Annotated in this window: 15 protein-coding genes; 9 read left to right on the top strand and 6 right to left on the bottom strand. The window is 74.3% G+C overall.

From position 1 onward, the window contains the following. Window positions 1-82 precede the first annotated feature (82 nt). Window positions 83-229: a hypothetical protein gene (locus BLS67_RS23845; protein WP_165617603.1), complete on the top strand. Its 147-nt coding sequence runs from the start codon at window positions 83-85 to the stop codon at window positions 227-229. Between the two features lie 46 nt (window positions 230-275). Here the strand turns inward: BLS67_RS23845 and BLS67_RS14610 are convergent, their stop codons facing one another. From BLS67_RS14610 to BLS67_RS14600, 3 genes are all read right to left on the bottom strand, one after another. Further along, window positions 276-1019, bottom strand: coding sequence for a hypothetical protein (locus BLS67_RS14610; RefSeq protein ID WP_091246529.1), 744 nt, complete (start codon window positions 1017-1019; stop codon window positions 276-278). 202 nt (window positions 1020-1221) lie between these two features. Next, window positions 1222-1422: a hypothetical protein gene (locus BLS67_RS14605; RefSeq protein WP_091246526.1), complete on the bottom strand. Its 201-nt coding sequence runs from the start codon at window positions 1420-1422 to the stop codon at window positions 1222-1224. 143 nt (window positions 1423-1565) lie between these two features. Further along, complete coding sequence (locus BLS67_RS14600; RefSeq protein WP_091246524.1) at window positions 1566-2726, bottom strand: hypothetical protein; 1161 nt, start codon at window positions 2724-2726, stop codon at window positions 1566-1568. Between the two features lie 239 nt (window positions 2727-2965). On the opposite strand from BLS67_RS14600, the gene BLS67_RS14595 reads away from it, so the two are divergent. Genes BLS67_RS14595 through nrfD form a run of 5 tightly spaced genes read left to right on the top strand, consistent with a single transcriptional unit; the run spans window position 2966 to window position 8759 of the window. Then, a complete protein-coding gene (locus BLS67_RS14595) occupies window positions 2966-3175 on the top strand; it encodes a hypothetical protein (RefSeq protein ID WP_091246522.1) in 210 nt (69 codons plus the stop codon). Between the two features lie 51 nt (window positions 3176-3226). Further along, window positions 3227-3787, top strand: coding sequence for a dehydrogenase (locus tag BLS67_RS25060; RefSeq protein WP_091246520.1), 561 nt, complete (start codon window positions 3227-3229; stop codon window positions 3785-3787). A 12-nt stretch (window positions 3788-3799) separates the two neighbouring features. Next, window positions 3800-6493, top strand: a complete 2694-nt coding sequence (gene fdh, locus BLS67_RS14585; RefSeq protein ID WP_091246519.1) for a formate dehydrogenase — start codon at window positions 3800-3802, stop codon at window positions 6491-6493. Next, complete coding sequence (locus BLS67_RS14580) at window positions 6490-7575, top strand: 4Fe-4S dicluster domain-containing protein (RefSeq protein WP_207500608.1); 1086 nt, start codon at window positions 6490-6492, stop codon at window positions 7573-7575. Before fdh ends, BLS67_RS14580 begins: the two co-directional genes overlap by 4 nt. Further along, entirely contained in the window at window positions 7572-8759 is a 1188-nt protein-coding gene (gene nrfD / locus BLS67_RS14575) for an NrfD/PsrC family molybdoenzyme membrane anchor subunit (RefSeq protein ID WP_242654098.1), read from the top strand. Before BLS67_RS14580 ends, nrfD begins: the two co-directional genes overlap by 4 nt. A gap of 185 nt (window positions 8760-8944) precedes the next feature. Here nrfD and BLS67_RS14570 read toward each other — a convergent pair whose 3' ends face one another. Next, complete coding sequence (locus tag BLS67_RS14570; RefSeq protein WP_207500607.1) at window positions 8945-9832, bottom strand: endonuclease domain-containing protein; 888 nt, start codon at window positions 9830-9832, stop codon at window positions 8945-8947. Window positions 9833-9988: 156 nt separating this feature from the next. On the opposite strand from BLS67_RS14570, the gene BLS67_RS14565 reads away from it, so the two are divergent. Next, window positions 9989-10330 (top strand): hypothetical protein, encoded by a 342-nt coding sequence (locus BLS67_RS14565; RefSeq protein WP_091246517.1) that lies wholly within the window; start codon window positions 9989-9991, stop codon window positions 10328-10330. Window positions 10331-10347: 17 nt separating this feature from the next. Here the strand turns inward: BLS67_RS14565 and BLS67_RS14560 are convergent, their stop codons facing one another. Together BLS67_RS14560 and BLS67_RS14555 are read right to left on the bottom strand one after the other, a co-directional pair. Beyond that, window positions 10348-12135 (bottom strand): hypothetical protein, encoded by a 1788-nt coding sequence (locus BLS67_RS14560; protein WP_091246515.1) that lies wholly within the window; start codon window positions 12133-12135, stop codon window positions 10348-10350. A 2-nt stretch (window positions 12136-12137) separates the two neighbouring features. Further along, window positions 12138-12974, bottom strand: coding sequence for a hypothetical protein (locus tag BLS67_RS14555; protein ID WP_091246514.1), 837 nt, complete (start codon window positions 12972-12974; stop codon window positions 12138-12140). 199 nt (window positions 12975-13173) lie between these two features. On the opposite strand from BLS67_RS14555, the gene BLS67_RS14550 reads away from it, so the two are divergent. Both BLS67_RS14550 and BLS67_RS24760 read left to right on the top strand, forming a co-directional pair. Beyond that, window positions 13174-13578, top strand: a complete 405-nt coding sequence (locus BLS67_RS14550) for a YbaB/EbfC family nucleoid-associated protein (protein WP_091246512.1) — start codon at window positions 13174-13176, stop codon at window positions 13576-13578. Window positions 13579-13580: 2 nt separating this feature from the next. Beyond that, entirely contained in the window at window positions 13581-18593 is a 5013-nt protein-coding gene (locus tag BLS67_RS24760; RefSeq protein WP_091246511.1) for a WXG100-like domain-containing protein, read from the top strand. The last annotated feature ends 115 nt before the right edge of the window (window positions 18594-18708 follow it).

Below are 18708 nucleotides of genomic sequence, written 5' to 3'. Positions count from 1 at the left end.
TCGCGGGCAGGGGGGTGGGGAACCGTGCGTTCACCAGTACGTTGCCTGCACTGTCCCAGCAGTTCCCGGCGAGGTCCCGATGATGTGGCTCTGGCTCCCCTTCGTGTGGTTGGCCCTCGCGTGCGTGGCGGGGCTGTGGATCGGCGGCGCGCTGCGCACGGCCGAGCGGAACGACCGCGTACGGGTCGAGGTGGACACCGCGCTGCAGCGCGAGCTCGCCGACCGCTGACGGCGCGGTTCCCGCAGGCGTTCCCGGGCCCGTGCCCGGGCGGTCGTCAGGGGGTGACGGCGTCCTGCGCGGCGAGCCCGGGGTTGGCGGCCTCGGCCGGCGGCTCCTCGACCACGGGCTCGGGGGCCGGTGAGCTGCTGACCGGGGCGGGGCTGTCGCTGGTCGGCTTGCTGCTGGTGGGCTTGCTGCTGGTGGAGGCCGCGGCGACGTTGCCCCCGCCGCCGACGGGGACGACCGCGGTGCCGGCGGAGGAGGCCGCGGCGGGGGTGCCCCCCGTGACGGCGGTGCCGGGCACCACCACCTGGCCCTGGACCACCTCGGCGGCGGGATCGCCGGGGTCGACCGCACCGGCGACCGCGGGGTCGTCCTGGTGGCCGCTGCCGGCCGAGGTGGCGTGGGCGCCGGGCGCGGCGGGGTCGGCGGCGGGCTGACCGGCGTCGCCGGCGGCGGGTGCGCTGCCGGTGCCGCTCTCGTCGTGGGTCTCGCCGGCCTCGACGACCGGGGTGTCGTCACCGGTCACGGCCTCGTGCACCAGGACGGCGGCCGGGACGGCGAGGAAGCTGGCGATCCAGATGGCCAGCGCGATGGGCACCCAGTGCCGGCGACGCCCGGGCGCCCGCCGGGAGCCGGTGGCCGGGCCGCGCGAGCCGGTGGCCGGGCCGCGGGAGCCGGTCGCGGGACCCCGGGAGCCGGTGGCGGGGCCGGTGCGCGGCGTGCGCGGGACGGGCAGCACGGGGGCGTCGACCAGGGGCCGCTCGACCGTCTCGTGCTCGGCGTGCCGGCCGCCCACGGCCTCGTGCCGATGTCCGCCCACTGTCGTCCCCCGTGAATTGCATGCGTGTCATTCGCTGCTGACGGAGATGGAACGTAGTGACCGCAGTGCGTGACGGACCAGTCCAAATCGGCGTGTCCACTCCGACACGCCGTAAATGATTGCGCTCACATGGGTTGTGGAACAACTACGGACAGCGAAGGCGGCACGAGGGCGACCGTCAGCGGGCCGGGCCCGTCCGGGGCGTGCAGCAGCAGCTGACCGTGGTGGCGGTGGGGTCCGCAGCGATCCGGTCGGCCGCGGCACGGCCGGTGTGCAGCCGCCGGCGGTCGCGCAGCAGCTGCCGACGGTCCACCAGGAGGGCGGCCTGGGCCAGCCCGAGCAGCGCGGCGACCAGCCAGCCCGCGGCCTCCGGGTTCACCCGGTCACCGCCGGCGCGTGGGGGTGGGGCATGCGGCACTCCGGGGACGGCGGCGGTGGACCCGCTCAGCCTCCGGGGCGCGACTGCTCCGTCTCCAGACCTGCGCCGCCCACGTCACCCGCTCTGGTGACGGGCGGTCTCGCTCAGCCGGTGGTGGTGGTGCTCCCGCCCGCCTCGGTGCCGGTGGACTCGGTGGTCGTCGTCGGCGCGGTCGTGGGCACCGTGGTCGAGGCGGTGAGGGTGGCCGGGGTGGTGGCCGTGCTGCCGCCGCCGGTGCCGGTGTTCCCGCTGCTGCCGGTGCCGCTCCCCGTGCCGGTGCCGGAGCCGCTGCCGGACACCGCCGGGGCGCTGGAGCTCGTGCGGGCCGCCGGCGGGGCGGCCACCTGGGGCTGGACGGCGGCCGTGCTGCGTGCGGTGCTCGCCGTGGGCTGGCCGGCGTCCTCGGTGTCGACGACCACCGGTCCGGAGAGGTCGATCGTGCCCATGCCCGAGGTGGGCTGCGCCGGGGTGGTCGCGGCCGGGGTGGCGGACCCGGTGCTGCTGGTGCCGGTGCGGGCCGCCTCGTCGGTGCTGGTGGAGCTGGCATCGGCCCCGAAACCGCTGGTCAGCAGCACGGCGCCGACGATGGCGACCACGCCCACGCCGACCCCCGCGGGGATCCAGCGGCGGCCGGAGGAGCGGGTCACGACGGTGCGGTGGGTCAGCGGGGTGCCGGTCCCGGTGGCGTCCTCGTGGTCGTCGTCGGCCTGGACGGCGAGGTGCCGGCCGGTGTCGGGGACCGGTGCGTAGCGGGTGCTGTCGTACTCCCACCCGTCGTCCACGGACGCGTGCCGGCCGGTCTCGACCAGGTCGTCGTGCCGGGCGAACTCGGCGGAGACGTCGAGCACCGGCTCGACGGTCTCGGCGACGACCGTCTCCGCCGGGGTGGGGACGGCGACCGGCGCGGAGGCGACCACCGCGGCGGGCGACGCAACGGTGGTCGGGGGCAGGGCGACCGCGGGGGTCTCGGCGGTGACCGGGACGGCGATGGTGACCGCGCGTCGGGCCGCGGCGGCCTTGGCGGCGGCGTCGAGCGCCTCGAGCAGGGCCTGGTCGAGCACCGGCTGCCGGCCGGACTCGCGGATCAGGTCGCGGGCGGCCTTGGCGGCGGTGCCGTCGTCCAGCGGGTCCAGGACCGTCAGGCCGGTGTGCACCGCGGAGTCGTTCATCGGGTCCAGCGGGTCGAACCAGCTCGTGTGGTCCAGCGCGGGCGGCGCCGGGGGTGTCAGCGTGGCCGTCCCGGACTGCCGGCCCGGAGGCGGCACCGGTGGCAACGCGCGGCGAGGCGTGATCGAGTGATCGTCCACCGTGGTCCCTTCCCCGTGCGGGTGCCTCCGACGACACCCAGTCGGCGGAGATGGTGACACTCCGGAGGCGACTGGGAACAGTCCGTCCGGGCGTGTCGCGCCGACACGCGGCAGGAGGGGCGCGTGGTGACTCGTGGGGCGACGAGGGACCGGTGCCCCGACCCCCGACGGACGCGGATCGGACGTACCGTGCGGCGATGCGGACCTGGGTGTGTGCCGGTGTCGTCGCCCTGGTGCTCACGGTCTTCGCGGTGCAGCTGGTGACTGGGCCCTACGAGACGGACGGTCCCGTCGTCCTCCCGGTGACCTACAGCCACGGTCTGCACGCCGGCGACGTCCCGGTGCTGGTCGGGTGGGTGCTGGCGATGGTGGCCCTGGTCCTGCTGGCCCGCCGTCCCGCCCGCTGATCCGCCGGGCCGGGAGGGCGCCGGGCGTGCAGCGGTGGCACCATCGGCCGGGTGAAGACCTGGCTCGACTCCTGGCCGGTGTTCCGGCAGCTCACCGGCAGCGATCCGCTCGGCCGGGGGCAGGCTGCCCGGAGCAGGAAGACGGAGCAGGTGACCAGCCGCACGGCGACCGCCGACCGCGTGGTCAAGTCCATCTGCCCGTACTGCGCGGTGGGCTGCGGGCAGCGGGTGTTCGTCAAGGACGAGCAGATCGTGCAGATCGAGGGCGACCCGGACTCGCCGATCAGCCGCGGCCGGCTGTGCCCGAAGGGCAGCGCGAGCAAGTCGCTGGTCACCTCGCCGAGCCGGGTGACGACGGTGAAGTACCGCCGTCCGCACGGCACCGAGTGGGAGGACCTCGCCCTCGACGAGGCGATGGAGATGATCGCCGACCGGGTCATGGCCGCCCGCGAGAAGGGCTGGCAGGAGTTCGACGGCGACCAGCGCGTCAACCGCACGATGGGGATCGCCAGCCTCGGCGGCGCGACGCTGGACAACGAAGAGAACTACCTGATGAAGAAGCTGTACAGCGCCATGGGCGCGATCCAGATCGAGAACCAGGCGCGCATATAGCACTCCGCCACGGTGCCCGGTCTGGGTGCCACGTACGGCCGCGGCGGGGCCACCGGGTTCCAGCAGGACCTGGTCAACGCCGACTGCATCGTCATCGAGGGCTCGAACATGGCCGAGTGCCATCCGGTCGGGTTCCAGTGGGTGATGGAGGCGAAGGCGCGCGGGGCGAAGGTCATCCACATCGACCCGCGCTTCACGCGCACCTCGGCGGTGGCCGACACCCACGTGCCGCTGCGCGCGGGCACCGACATCGCGTTCCTCGGCGGGCTGATCAGCTACGTCCTGGACAACGAGCTCGACTTCCGCGACTACGTGCTGGCCTACACCAACGCGTCGTCCCTGGTCGGCGAGGACTTCGTCGACACCGAGGACCTGGACGGCCTGTTCTCCGGCTGGGACGCCGACTCCAAGAGCTACGACGACGCGTCGTGGCAGTTCGAGGGGGCGTTCGAACCCAGCGCGACGGGTGAGGCCGACGTCGAGCACCCCGAGCGCATCGGCCAGCCGGCCACCGACCCGACGCTGCAGCACCCGCGCAGCGTCTACCAGGTGATGAAGCGGCACTTCGCCCGCTACACCCCGCAGATGGTCGCCGACATCTGCGGCATCGAGCCCGAGGTGTTCCTCGACGTCGCCCGCGCGGTGACCGCCAACAGCAACCGCGAGCGGACGACGGCCTGGGTCTACTCGGTCGGCTGGACCCACCACACGGTCGGCGTCCAGTACATCCGCACGGCCGGCATCCTCCAGGCGCTGCTGGGCAACATGGGCCGGCCCGGCGGCGGCATCCTCGCCCTGCGCGGGCACGCCTCCATCCAGGGCTCCACCGACATCCCGACGCTGTACAACCTGCTGCCGGGCTACCTGCCGATGCCGCACGCCGGCCAGCACACCTCGCTGGACGAGTTCTGCGAGGTCGGCGACCAGATGGTCGGTTTCTGGGGCGGCACCCGCGCCTACATGGTCAGCCTGCTCAAGGCCTGGTTCGGCGACGCCGCGACGGCGGAGAACGACTTCTGCTTCGACCTCCTGCCCAAGATCAACGGTGACCACGGCTCCTACCGCCAGGTCGCCGACATGATCCAGGGCAAGATCCCGGGCTACTTCCTGGTCGGCGAGAACCCGGCGGTCGGGCACGCCAACGGCAAGATGCAGCGCCTGGGTCTGGCCAACCTGGACTGGCTCGTCGTCCGCGACCTGCAGATGATCGAGTCGGCCACCTTCTGGAAGACCGCGCCCGAGATCGAGACCGGCGAGCTGGTCACCGAGGACATCGGCACCGAGGTCTTCTTCATGCCGGCGGCCACGCACACGGAGAAGGAAGGCACCTTCACCAACACCCAGCGCGTGCTGCAGTGGCACCGCCAGGCGATCGAGCCGCCGGACGACGCCCGCAGCGACCTGTGGTTCTACTTCCACCTGGGCCGGATCCTGCGCGACCGGCTGCGTGACTCCACCGACCCGCGTGATGCCGGCCTGCAGGCGCTGACCTGGGACTACCCCACCCACGGGCCCCTGGTCGAGCCGTCGGCCGAGGCGGTGCTGCGCGAGATCAACGGCGTCGGCCCCGACGGCAAGGCCCTGAGCAGCTACACCGAGCTCAAGGACGACGGGACGACGACCGCCGGCTGCTGGATCTACACCGGCGTCTACGCCGACGAGGTCAACCAGTCAGACCGCCGCAAGTCCGGGCGCGAGCAGAACTGGGTGGCCCCGGAGTGGGGCTGGGCGTGGCCGGCGAACCGCCGCACGCTCTACAACCGCGCGTCCGCGGATCCCGAGGGCAAGCCGTGGAGCGAGCGCAAGGCCTACGTCTGGTGGGACGAGGACGCGCAGAGGTGGACGGGTCACGACGTCCCGGACTTCGAGGCGACCAAGCCGCCGTCCTACCGTCCCGAGCCCGGCGCGAAGGGTCCCGACGGCATCAGCGGTGCCGACGCGTTCATCATGCAGAACGACGGCAAGGCCTGGCTGTTCGCGCCGTCCGGCCTGGCCGACGGTCCGCTGCCGACGCACTACGAGCCCGACGAGTCCCCGGTGCCCAACCTGCTCTACCGGCAGCAGGCCAACCCCGGGCGCGAGGTCATCGAGGCGGCCTGGAACCGGAGCAACCCGCCGACCAGCGACGTCTACCCGTACGCGTTCACCACGTACCGGCTGACCGAGCACCACACGGCCGGCGGCATGAGCCGCACGCTGCCCTACCTGGCCGAGCTGCAGCCCGAGTTCTTCGTCGAGGTCAGCCCCCAGCTGGCCGAGGAGCGCGGGCTGGAGAACGGCGGCTGGGCCACGCTGGTCAGCGCCCGCACGGCGATCGAGGCCAAGGTGCTGGTCACCGAACGCATGCGTCCCCTCAAGGTCGGCGGCGGCAAGGTCGTGCACCAGATCGGCGTCCCGTACCACTGGGGCGAGCAGGGCATCTCCACCGGCGACAGCGGCAACGACCTGTTCGGCGTGGTGATGGACCCCAACGTGCACATCCAGGAGTCCAAGGTCGCCACCTGCGACATCCAGCCCGGCCGCCGCGCGCGGGGTCCGGCGCTGGTCGACTTCGTGGAGTCCTACCGGCAGCGCGCCGGGGTACCCAGCGGACGGGTGCCGGTCGGCGGGCGCTCGCCGGTCGAGGAGACGAACATGACCGGTGAGGACTCCGGCGCCGACACCACCCAGAGCGCACCGGACCACACCGCGGAGGGCACCTCGTGATCAGCTCCGCCAGCCCGGCCTTCACCGGCAACGACCCCGAGAACCGGCTGTTCGGGCCGCTGCCCGACGTCACCGGCGAGGCCGGCTACGAGCCCGACCACCCGGCACGGGTCGGGTTCTTCACCGACACCAGCGTCTGCATCGGGTGCAAGGCCTGCGAGGTGGCCTGCAAGGAGTGGAACACGCTCCCGATGGACGACGCCGACGGCACCGTCGACGCCCTCGGCCTGTCCGGGATGAGCTACGACAACACCGGCATGCTCGGGGCGAACTCGTGGCGGCACGTGGCCTTCGTCGAGCAGTCCCGGCCGGTCGACCTGCCGCTGCCCTCGATCGGCGCACCGGCCGCGCCGGGCCAGGGCGTCGGTTCCGGCGGCGGCTGCGGGGGTTCGTGCGGGTCCGGTGAGTCGCCGTCGCACGCGAACGCCGACGGCGTCACGATCGACCAGGCCAGCGTGCTGAACGCGCAGGCGTTGTCGAGCTTCGACCCGCAGACGGCGCAGTCGGGCGACCGCGAGATCCGCTGGCTGATGTCGTCGGACGTCTGCAAGCACTGCACGCACGCCGGCTGCCTCGACGTCTGCCCGACCGGTGCGCTGTTCCGCACCGAGTTCGGCACCGTCGTGGTGCAGGACGACATCTGCAACGGCTGCGGCTACTGCGTGCCGGCCTGTCCGTACGGCGTGATCGACCAGCGCAAGGACGACGGCAAGGTCTTCAAGTGCACGATGTGCTACGACCGCCTCACCGACGGTCTGCAGCCCGCCTGCGCCACCGCGTGCCCCACCCAGTCGATCCAGTTCGGTGACCTCGACGAGCTGCAGGCCCGCGCCGACGCGCGCCTCGCGACGCTGACCGAGCAGGGCGTGACCACGGCACGGCTCTACGGCCGGGACGAGGACGACGGCGTCGGCGGCGCGGGGGCGTTCTTCCTGCTGCTCGACGAGCCCGAGGTCTACGGCCTGCCGCCGGACCCGGTGGTCACCACCCGCGACCTGCCCTCGATGTGGCGGCACGCGGCGGGCGCAGCCGCGATGCTGGTGGGCGTGGCGCTGAGCGGCTTCCTGGGACGGCGACGGTGAGCGGCCGGCACGCATCCGAGGTCCCCGCGGACGAGACGCCCGAGATGGGCCGCACCGGGGTGCCGGCCGAGGCCGTCGACGCCCCGCTGGACCACCGGCCCGGCACCTCGGGCATCGCAACCCCGGGCGGTGGTTGGCGGAGGGCGCAGGGTCCGTCGGCGCAGAAGCGCGAGAAGCGCAAGCGTCGCCGGGGTGGTGCGCGCGACGGCGACCCGACCGTGGGTGACGCGGAGTTCCAGAGCTACTACGGCCGGCAGATCGTGAAGTCTGCCGTCTGGAAGACCCCCGACGTCCCGCTGTACCTGTTCCTCGGCGGCGCCGCGGGCTCCTCGGCCGTGCTGGGTGCGGGTGCGGAGTTCACCGGCCGTCCTGCGCTCGCCCGCGCCGCGCACCTGATCGCCGGTGGCGGGGCGATCGCCAGCGTCGGGTTCCTCATCCACGACCTGGGCCGGCCCGAGCGGTTCCTGCACATGCTGCGGGTGTTCAAGCCGACCTCGCCGCTGAGCGTGGGCTCCTACATCCTGTCGCCGTTCAGCACCGCAGCCGGCGGTGCGGCGGCGTTGTCGCTGCTGGGCCAGGTGCCGGCGGTCCGGCGAGGGCGTGGCTGGCTGCCGAAGCTGGTGCGCTCCACGGGCCTGCGCCGCACGGCGAGCGTCGGCGCGGCCGCGTTCGGCGGACCGATGGCGGCGTACACCGCGGTGCTGCTGGCCAACACCGCCACACCTTCGTGGCACGAGCCGGGCAATCAGCTGCCGTTCGTGTTCACCGGGTCGGCGCTGGCTGCCGGGGGTGGGCTCTGCATGGTCTTCACCCCGGTCGACCAGGCGTCGCCGGCGCGGAAGGCCGCCGTGGTGGGTGCCGCGGTCGAGCTGGCCGCGATGCACAAGGTGGAGCACGACCACGGCGTCGTCAGCGAGCCCTTCCACATCGGCCGGGCCGGCACGCTGCTGCGCATCGCCAAGGCCTGCACCTCGGCGGGGGCGGTCGGCGCAACGGTGCTCGGCGGCAAGCGCTGGGGAGCCGTGGGTTCCGGGGTGCTGCTGGCAGTCGGTTCGCTGCTCACGCGCTTCGGTGTCTTCGACGCCGGGATGGCGTCGTCCAAGGACCCCAAGTACGTGGTCATCCCCCAGCGCGCCCGCATGGCCGCCCGCGAAGCCGCCGCCACGACCGCGAGTGGCGCCTGAGGGTTCGGGATGGGCTGGATCTCAGCCCCGAGACGCCACTCGGTGCGCGCGGCCGCGGGTGGGCGCGGTGAGTGGCGTCTGAGGGTTCGGGATGGGCTGGATCTGAGCCCTGAGACGCCATTCGGTGTGTGCGGCCCGGGCTGGGCTCTGCGAGTGGCGTCTGGGGGTTCGGGATGGGCTGGATCTCAGCCCTGAGACGCCAGTCGGTGGGCGAGGCAGGCCTCGTAGGCGCGGGTGATCGCGGCGACCAGTGCGGGGATGTCCCGCATGTCCGCTCTGGTGACGTAGAAGACCCGCCAGCCCAGCTCCTGCAGCTCGTTGAGCCGGGCCCGGTCCTCGGGCAGGCGGGTGGCGTGGTGCTCCCCGTCGTACTCCACCGCGAACCGGATGTCTGGCCATGCAAAATCGAGCCGCCGCTTCCGGCCGCCCCTCGTCCGGATCCTGTGCTGGGCCTCCGGCTTGGGCAGCTCAGAGGCGTGCAGCGGCAGTCGGAGCCGGGTCTCCTGCGGTGACTCGGCGAGGAAGTCCGCGTCGGCCAGGGCGGCGAGCAGCTGCTGCCGTCCCCTTCCACGGAAGGCTCCGGCGAAGAGCTCCAGCGCCGCCGGACCGGCCACCCGGTGGTGCGCGACCTGGTCCAGCACCACGACGGCCTCCATGTGCGGACGGCGCTCGGCCGCCACCTCGACCGCAGCGGCCGCGGGGTGCAGCCGCAAGAACCCACGCAGGTCCGCGAACACCTGCCCGTCGGGCAACGCACGCCGTCGGACGCGGAGCCCGGGGACCGCGACCCCGCGGTGCCCGGGCGGCACGGTCACCTCGACGCGGTCGCCGGGTAGCGCGCACGGCACCCCGGCGACCTCGAGCGCGCTCACCCCGCTGACCACCGCGCCCGGCAGCAGCACGGTGGCCGCTGCGGCCAGCACCGCGTGCGTGACCTGGACCCCGGCCGCGACGTAGACATCGGGGTAGAGCCGCTTGAACCGACGCGAGCGCAGGACGCCCCGGGTGAGCAGTCCCTCCTGCACCGCGGTCGACCCGCGGAACGGGTGCAGCCCGAGCTGCGCGGTGAGCACGTCGAGCAGGATGCCGCGCCGGGACGGCCGACGACCGAGTTGTCCACAGGCCTGGTCGGGGCGATTGCGACCCCCGTTCCGCGGGTGGCAGCGTGCCGGTACGACGGCGAGGGAACTGCCCGCCGCGTGTCCGAGCCAGCCGCGAGCGGGGGAGCCATGGCGTACGAGTCGGTCCACATCGATCCGGAGGCGGCCGACGCCGCGCTGCGGAACTGGCAGGCCTCGGTCGAGGCGTTGCGGCAGACGGTGACGCAGCGCTCGACCGCGATCGAGGCGGCGGAGGCCGCGCAACCCTGGGGTGGCGACGCCGACGGTCGGCGCTTCGGCGGGGTCTACGCGGAGGGCGCGACGCCGTCCCGCAGCGCTGCGCACTCGGTGGCGAGCCGGTTCGAGAACCTCGGCACGACCGTCCGGACCGCCGTGCAGGCGTCGCTGGCCTCCGACGAGGTGCAGGCCGCTGCCCTCGCCCCGGCGCAGCAGGCCCTCCACCCCCGCTGACCGGTCGGCCGGCCTGATCAGGGGGTGAGCGGGGGGCGGTGCTGGCGCCGGGCGGCGTCCCACTCGGCCCGACGCCGGGCGCGGTCAGCGTCGCGCCGCTCAGCCGGTGTGGGCGAGGGGGCGGGGTGTGGCGGACGCGCCCCCAGGTCAGGGGCGGGTGCCAGCAGTCCAGGATCGAGCCCTCCGGGACGTAGTTGCTGCACGCGCGGTCCGTTGCCGGACCGGTCCCACCGACGTGGCGCGCGGTGCGCCCCGGACGTGGGGGGACTCACGGGCCCGCGGCCGGGCAGCTGCGCCCGGCCGGCCGGGCCACCGCCCGGTGAGTCGGTCGCGACGGTGCGCGTCGTCCGCCCCCCGAGCTGGGGGGAGGTGCTCGCCGGACGCCGGGGCGCAGGCGGTGGCGGGGTGCCCGGTCCGCCCGTCCGGCCGGGTAGGCGGGGGACCGGCGTCGATGCCGCCCCGCGCGGGTTGCCGGGCCCTCGTGCCGCACCCGGTGGCGGTGTCGCCCCGCGTGGGCCGCTGGGCTCTCGTGCCGCACCCGGCGATCCCGGAAGTGCCGGGGAGCGCGGGGCACCCGGAGCTGCCTCGGCACCGTGACCACCGGAAACCCCGTGACCACCGAGAACCCCTGGAGCACCGGGAATGCCGCGAGCTCCGGGAACCCGGGGGAGGCCGGGCGGAGGCTGGGCGCCGGGCGCCCGGACGACGCCCGGGACTCCCGGTGCGCTGGGGAGCCACGCCGCAGCCGGAGCCGCACCAGCCGCGGCCAGGACCGGCGCACCACCGACCGGGCCGGCCTGCCGCCCCGGCAGCGCCGCGAGACCGACCGGGAGGGCGCCGGGTGCCGATGCACCACGGCCGCCCGGACGCCCGGGCTGCTGGCTGATGCCGACGACGCCCCGCGCGTCGGACACGGTGGCCAGGACGGCAGCCGGGGACCGGAATTGGGGGACCGGCGCGACGGCCGGGGTCGGGAACAGCGGGACCGGAGCAGCGGCCGGGGTCGGGAACGGCAGGAGCGCCGCGGCGGCCGCCTGGGCCGGCGCGGGCACGGCGGGCACGGCCGGTGCCGATCGGGTCGTCGGCGCTGCGGGGACGGCGGGGACCGGGGGAGCGGTGGCGCCGTCCGGCAGCCAGCTCCCGTTCGTCAGCGCGACGAGCGCGGCGTCGGACGGGACGGCGGCGTTCGTCGGGCCGGCGTAGACCGGGCCGGTGACCGTGAACGACAGCGCCGCCTCGGAGAACCGGTTGGCGAGCGGGTTGACCACCTCGTCGAGCACCTGCTGGGTGTAGGTGCGGACGTTGACCTCGACGGCGGGTGCGCCGGCGACCTGGGACCGCCACTCCTGGCGCTGCTCGGCGGTGAGGTCGGGCGGCGGGGTGAGCAGCTCCCCGGTCGCGTGGTGGAACTCGGCCCACAGCTGCTGGAGGCGGGACTTGCCGGAGCGCAGCGCGGTGGCGAGGTCGGACACCTCGTGGGCCCGGTCGACCGCGACGTAGCCCCACGCGTCGAACGACGTGGCCGCGGCGGTGACCCGGTCGACCAAGGCGGTGGCGGCGTCGGACTGCCAGGCGTCGGCGAGCGCGGTCGAGCCGGACCGGAGGGCGGACGCGCCCCCGAAGAACCGCTGGCCGAGGGCCTGCCAACCGGCGGCGGCCTGGTCGAGGGCGGCGTCGTCCTCGAGCATGAGCCGCTGGTAGATGTCGCGGATGTCGAGCAACCGGAAGTCGCCGCCGGGGTCGGCGTCGTACTCGACCGGGGCCACCGGGTAGCCCCCGGTCTGGTCGGTGCGGACGGGCGGCACGCTCAGCCACCGCCGCCGGCGTAGGGGTAGGTGACCACCGGGGACGACGTCGCCTCGGTGTAGTCGGTGGGGGCGACGTGGGGGACGTCGTCGGGATCGGCCTGCACCACCTCGCTGTTCCCGTGCTCGTCGACGTCGACCACGTAGCGGATGCCATCGCGCCGGGTGAGCCGCTCGGCGTCGGCCACGGCCTCGTCGAACTCCGCGCGGGGGTCGTAGTAGTCCTCGGCGGAGCCGCCGTGCCCGCCGGCGGAGACGAAGGCGTCGTGGGAGTCCACCTCGTCGACGTACCGCCCGATCCGGGTGTTCGCCGGTTCCTGGGGGTCCCCGGGCCCGTGGTCGACGGTGCTCCCGCCCGTCGCACGTGGGCCGACCTGCGCGGTGACCGACGGTGCCGCGCCGTCCAGCAGACCGGTGAGCACGGCCACGGCGCCGTCGGCGGCCTGGCGCACGGCGGCCTCCGCGTTGCGGGAGGCGATGCTCGGCTGCCCCGGCGGTGGGGTGAACGCGGCGGTGACGGCGGCCATCTGGTCGGCCTGCTCGGCGTCGCCGGCGCGGTAGGTCTCGGCCACCTGGCCGGCGACGTAGGCGAGGGCGAGCAGGCCGTCGCACGTGTCGCGCAGGAACTGCCCGGCGGCGTCGGCGGACGCGGCGTAGCTGCTGCCGGCGTAGGCGATCTCCCGCATCCCGCTGATACCGGGCGAGGCGGCGGTGACGTCGGCCTGGGCCTGGGCGGTGGCCGCGCCGTAGCCCTCGCCCCGACCGCCGACCAGGTAGGTCACGAGGTGGTTGCCGAAGGCGAGGAGGGCGTCGGTGTCGACGTGCGTGCTGTCGCTCATGGTCGTCGTCCTCCCTCGGTCCGGTTGGCTGCGGTGGCGACTGTAGGGGCTGTCGAGCACCTCCACCGGAGGCCTGTGGACAACCGCATACCCGCAGCTCCACGCCGCTTTCCTGGCCGGCGACGGCGGGCCCGGTCCGACGGCGGGCTCTACGGTGGCGCCCCATCCGCCACCCCCGGCCGAGGAGGAGACAGCAGCCATGACCGAGCCCGCCCGCCGTCGGCTGGACGACGTCCGCGCGTACGCCGACCAGCTGCAGGTCGACCTGGCGGCGCTGGTCGAGCAGGGGCCCGAGCTGGCCCGGCGCGCCCGCGCGGTGGTGGCCACCGAGACCTCCCCGGACGGCCTCGTGTCGGTGACGGTCGGCCCGCAGGGGCGAGTGGTCCGGCTCGACCTGGACCCCCGCGTCTTCCGCGACCGGGACGCCCGCCGGCTCGCGGACCTCATCACCGAGACCATCGAGCACGCCGTCTGGACGGCCGAGGACCGCGTGGTCGAGCTGCTGTCCGGCGTGGCCGACCGGGAGCAGGTGCGGGCCGTGCTGAACGGGGACGACGAGCGGGTGGTCGACGTGATGCACGACCAGCTCCTCGGCCGGCGCTGAACGTGCAGAACCCGGACGACGTCGTCAGCCCCTTCGTGTGGCTGGACGGCGACGGGTTCTGGAACGACCTGCTCGCCGTCGTCTTCTCGGGTTCGACGTGGCCCGAGGGCAGCGAGAGCGCCGTCCGGGAGCTGGCGGAGGAGTGGTCCGGGCTCGCCCAGGGCCTCGCGGACGCCGCGGACACGCTGCAGACCGCCGCGGTCGACCTGCTCGCGGCGTGGGACGCCCCGGCGTCCGGGACCTTCGACGACCTGGCCCGGAGCCTGCTGGGCTCGCCGGACGTCGGGCTGCCCGGGCACGTGCAGAACGCTGCGGCCGTCGCCGGGCAGGTCGCCGGGTTCGGGGTCGACCTGCAGTACGCCAAGGTCTCGGTCAACATCGCGGTCGCGGTCGCCGCCGCGGCCGTGGTGATCGCCCTGGTCATGGCCCCCGTCGGGGGTCTGTCGCTGACCACGCTGGGGCCGGCCGCGCAGCTCGGGCGGCAGGCCGTGCTGCGGGCGCTGGAGCAGCTGGCCACCGCCGCCGGGCGCCGGGCGGTCGTGCGGGACATGGGCCGGGCCGTCGCGGACGCCGCCCTGACCGGGGTGGGCCGGGGAGCGGGTCACTCCGCCACCCACCACCTCGCCCACGAGGCCGTCGAGGAGGTGCTCGAGGAGCTCGTCGTCGACGTCGGCACGCAGACGTACCAGGTGTCCGACGGCACCCGCCCCGACTGGAACGGCCTGTCGACCGTGATGGCCGCAGTGGGGGGAGGCGTCGGCGGCGCGGTCGGGGCCGGTGCGGTCGCACCAGTGTTCACCCGGCTGCGCTCGACCCGACGGTTCACCGCGATCGCCGGGCTGGGCGCGGACGGGCGGTTCCTGGCGCGCAGCGGGAACGTCGGCCTCCGGCTCACCGGCGGGCTGGCCGCCACCGCGAGCACGAACGCGGTGGCCTCGCCGGTGGGTGGCGTGGCGGCGAGCCTGCTGACCGGCCAGGGGTTCCCGGCGCTGGACGCGTCGACCTTCGGCATGGCCGCGATGGCTGCGCTCGGGCGGTACGGCACGGTGAGCCCGACCAACCCGGCGGTCCTGACCGCTGCGGTGCACCCGGCGCAGACCTTGGCGCGGGTGCACGTCGACGCCCTCGCCGGGCACACGCTGCAGCAGGCCCTCCGGCCGGCTGCGGACCCGGTGGAAGGCAAGGCCCTGCGCGGGACGGCGGCGCACGCCGTCCCCGACCGGGCGAGCACAGGCACCCCGCCCGCACCCGTCAGGACGACGGTGCCGCCCGCCGGTGGAGGTCCCCAGGTCGCGGCGCCGGGACCGGCCGGGACCCCGTCCGCGACGGCCCTATCAGCGACCGTCACCGTGGGGCCGACGTCGGGTGGCTCCCCGGCCGGTCCCACCTCCCTGGGCACCCAGGCCGCTACCCCTGCAGGCACGACACCCTCGGACGTCGGCCCCTTGGACGTCGGCCCCTCCGACATCAGGCCCACGGATCTCAGGCCCACGGATCTCAGGCCCACGGACGTCAGGCCCACGGATCCGGCGCCCCTGCAGTCGTCCACCCCGCAGTCCGTGCATGCCGACCAGCCCGGACCGCCAGCCACCACGACCAACGGCTCTTCCCCGCCCCGTGGTGCAGGCCCGGCCAGCTCGGACACCTCCTCGCCGGATCTGGCCGACCGTGCGGGTGGAGCACCCGGGGGGAGCACCCCGGCCTCCCCGCCAGCGTCTGCTGAACGACCCACCGCGCCGGGTTGGGTTGCCGCCGACCCGGCGCCACCGCCGGGTCCGGCAGCCGCCGTAGCGGGCGGGGCGTCGGCAGGAGACGCGGCGGCCGAGGTCGTCGGCAACGGGCGTGGGCCGGAGGCTGCAGTTGGACAGGACGGCGGTCAGCCACCGGGGGGTCCGCCATCGGCGGAGCAGGCGCTCTACGACGGCATGCCCGAGGCGCTGCGGCGGTACCTGGTGGAGGCGGTCGCGCACGGTCAGGTGTGGGCCGACCTCGTGCAGGACCAGCTCGTCGAGGTCGTCGGCCACCTGGCTGCGCAGGGACTGCCCGTGGCGGAGGCCGTCGGGCTGGCCAACGCGGTCAAGAGCCTGCAGTCGGCGGCCCGCAAGATCCAGCCCTCCATCCAGGGTGGGTCGACGTTCGCCTCGACCATCTGGTCGATGGACGACCTCGTCCGGTTCTCCCTGCAGATCGAGCCCGAGCGCTACGGCGAGTCGGTGCTGGAGGCGCTGGCGGTGTTCCGGACCCTGGGGTGGTCGGTGCCTGCGGTCCCCGCGCCGGGGCAGCAGCACGACGACTGGCGCAACACCTGGGCGATCGGCAACCGGCACCACGGCCTGCTGGTCGTCATGACCCACGCCGTGACCGGCCAGCGGGTGGAGATGCAGTTCCCCACCCCGCAGTCCTGGACCGTGGGAAAGCAGACGCACGAGCTCTACGAGACGATGCGATTCCCCAAGGGCGATCCATTCGACCGGGTCGTAGCGCTGGGCAGAATCCTCGACATCGTCCGGCGTGAGGCTGTCGAGGACCGCTTTCCCTTGGGGCTGGACCTTTTGGGGCCCGCGAAGCCGAACGGGCCCGAACGGATCTTCGCGAAGGAGCCGCAACTGGCGATCAAGTTCAGGGGGTTGACGCATCGCAAGTACGGGTCGCCGCTGAACGCCCTGCTCCACGCCAAGATCACTCCCGCAAGTGCGGGGCTCATCGTTGCTGCTTTGAACAGTGAATCGGCCCAGGCGCCGTCAGTAGAAGGAGAGGTCAGTGATGACGGACCCCAACCACCCCGGATGGCCGCTATGGGAGAGGGCGAGGGCGAAGGATCGGGCCAGCTGGGAGAAGTTCCGGGCGATAGATCAGATTCACGGGCGATCGACGGCCCCGTACACCGAGCTCCCGGAGGACCCGGGACAGGAACGACTGGATCTGCTGGTGCAATACGAGGCCCAGGAGCGCGAAGAGGAGAAGGTCTTCGACTACCAGATCGCGACCTGGCGAAAGCTCGGGACGAAGCAGATCCTGGCCAGCCACTGGGTGGTGGACGGGGGACAGGAGACGATCCTGTTCGACGTCCCGAGTGGCACCTGGATCTGGGACCCGATGAGCGCCAGCGAGATCGCGCACCAGGCGGACGAGGACCCGTACGTCCTGCTGGAGCCGGCGACCCGGGAGGAAGCGGAAGAACTGGCCCGGCTGAAGGGGACGACGCTGCCCACCCCGGAACGACTCCTGGAGATGTGCCGCAACCAGGAAGGCCGCGCGCTCGGCATGTCGGCGACCCCGGACGACCGGCAGAGGCTCCGCGACCAGCAAGGCTGAACGGTCCGCTGGCGGTCGGCGCCGATGCCGCACTCGCGCTCGAGCACGTGCTGGCGGAGTCCCGGGCCGACGTGCTCTGGGAGGGCCTCGAGGGCACCCTGCCGGGTCGGGTCCTGCTGCTGGCCGACGGCTCGACGGTCCGGGTGAGCACCGGCCCCAACCCGTGGGCCCGCACCGATCCCGACCGGCCCCTGCAGATGTGGACCGTCGGCGCCTTCCACCTCGACGACGGACCCCTCACCCCCGCGGCGTCGGCGTTCCTCGGCGACCTGGTCACCGCCTTGACGCGGCCCGGTGGCGGCGGACCGTCGTCGCACTGGCTGGCCCAGCGGGCAACGCTGGACGCGCGCACCCACCGGATCACCGAGCCGGGGGTGGCCCGGCCGATCGCCGCGGGCTCCGCCGTCCTCGTCTGGGACGCGGCCCAGGGCTGGGTCGAGGCACCCCGCGCCGGTGGCCTCGCCCGGGTGGTCGACGAAGGCCTGGTCGCCGCGTCGCTGTTCACCCACCGGGCGGACGTCGTCGAGGGCGCCGCCCACGTCCTCGAGCTGATCCAGCGGACCGAAGCCGCCGATCACCACGAGACCAGGGCGCGGCGCCGGGCAGAGCTGCGCTGGGCGGGCGAGGAGTGGGTCGCCACGGCGGTCGCCCCGACCCTGGCCGAGCACCTGGGCCAGGCGGTGCGGGTGCTGGCGGGGTCCGAGGACCGGCAGCTGGTCGAGCTGGCGGACGGCCGGCTCGCCGTCGTCACGGTGGCCGGTGCCGAGAACGACGCGCTGAGCGGGAGCCGCCCCGGGCTCCAGCAGGCCGGCACGACCGCCGACATCGGCCAGCTGCGCAACGAGCTCGCCGATCGGGGAGGGCACGGGCGCGAGGTGCTGCAGCTGACCCGGCAGCTGCAGCTGGGCGTCGTCCGGCACTTCCGCGTGCAGGGCGTCCTCTCCGCCGACGGCTTCGTGGGCATGCGGGTCACCGAGTTCGAGGTGACCCGCCCGGCGCACGACGCACCCGGCGTCCTGCGCACGCGGGTCGAGCCGCACCGGCACGTGGACCCCGGCCTGTCCGCGCGGGAGGCGATGCGGCGTGCGGTGGCCGGCTGGACCCCCACCTCGGTCACCGAGGCGATCACGAACGCGCTCCGGTGGTTGCCCTTCGTCAACCCGCACCACGACCGCTACCCGGTCACCGCGCGGATGCCGTGGAGCAACAACTGCGGCGACTGCTCCCGCGCGGTGGCCGACCTGCTGCACGGTCGCGACGCCCGGGCCGCGTTCGGCGACAACGGGGCGCGGGTGCTAGACGACCACCGGTTCTGGGGCACGAAACCGGGTGAGCTGGACGAGATGTGGCGCTGGGCCGGGGTGCGGCCCGGCTGGCGCGCGTGGGACCACGAGGCCCCGGTCTTCTCCCCGCAGTTCACGGCGTCCGCGAACGAGCGCATCGGACGTGCCCTGCAGGTCCTCCCCGAGGGGACGGTGGCGATCGTGCTCGTCAACTGGGCCGACGAGCAGGGCCGGCCGACGGGCGGTCACTGGTTCAACGCCGCCGTCACCGAGCACGGGGTGGAGTGGCTCGACGGCCAGACCGCTGGGCACGGCGCCTGGCCGCCGCCCGTCACTCGCCCCTACGCCGGCTTCGCCGTCATCACCCGCGCGGCCGGGACGGCCCCGTGGGTCGACCTCGGGCAGCAGAACCCCTGAGGGTTCGTGCACGAATCGTCACGCTGCGATCAGGCTCGCTGGTGCGGACGGTCCCGTCACAGGACTCCGGCACCGAACACCCCTGGAACCCTCAGCCAACTGTGAGCCTCCCCGA

This window comes from Klenkia soli, from assembly GCF_900103975.1.
GTDB lineage: Bacteria > Actinomycetota > Actinomycetes > Mycobacteriales > Geodermatophilaceae > Klenkia > Klenkia soli.
Note: the sequence above shows the minus strand (reverse complement) of the source record. Positions and strands in the feature narration are given on the sequence as shown.

What these genes read in the sequence shown, in the direction of transcription:
- BLS67_RS14550 (WP_091246512.1), top strand. Translation starts at nt 13,174, where the DNA reads ATGACCGAGCCCGCCCGCCGTCGGCTGGACGACGTCCGCGCGTACGCC.
- BLS67_RS14565 (WP_091246517.1), top strand. Translation starts at nt 9,989, where the DNA reads ATGGCGTACGAGTCGGTCCACATCGATCCGGAGGCGGCCGACGCCGCG.
- BLS67_RS23845 (WP_165617603.1), top strand. Translation starts at nt 83, where the DNA reads ATGTGGCTCTGGCTCCCCTTCGTGTGGTTGGCCCTCGCGTGCGTGGCG.
- BLS67_RS14595 (WP_091246522.1), top strand. Translation starts at nt 2,966, where the DNA reads ATGCGGACCTGGGTGTGTGCCGGTGTCGTCGCCCTGGTGCTCACGGTC.
- BLS67_RS14555 (WP_091246514.1), bottom strand. Translation starts at nt 12,974, where the DNA reads ATGAGCGACAGCACGCACGTCGACACCGACGCCCTCCTCGCCTTCGGC.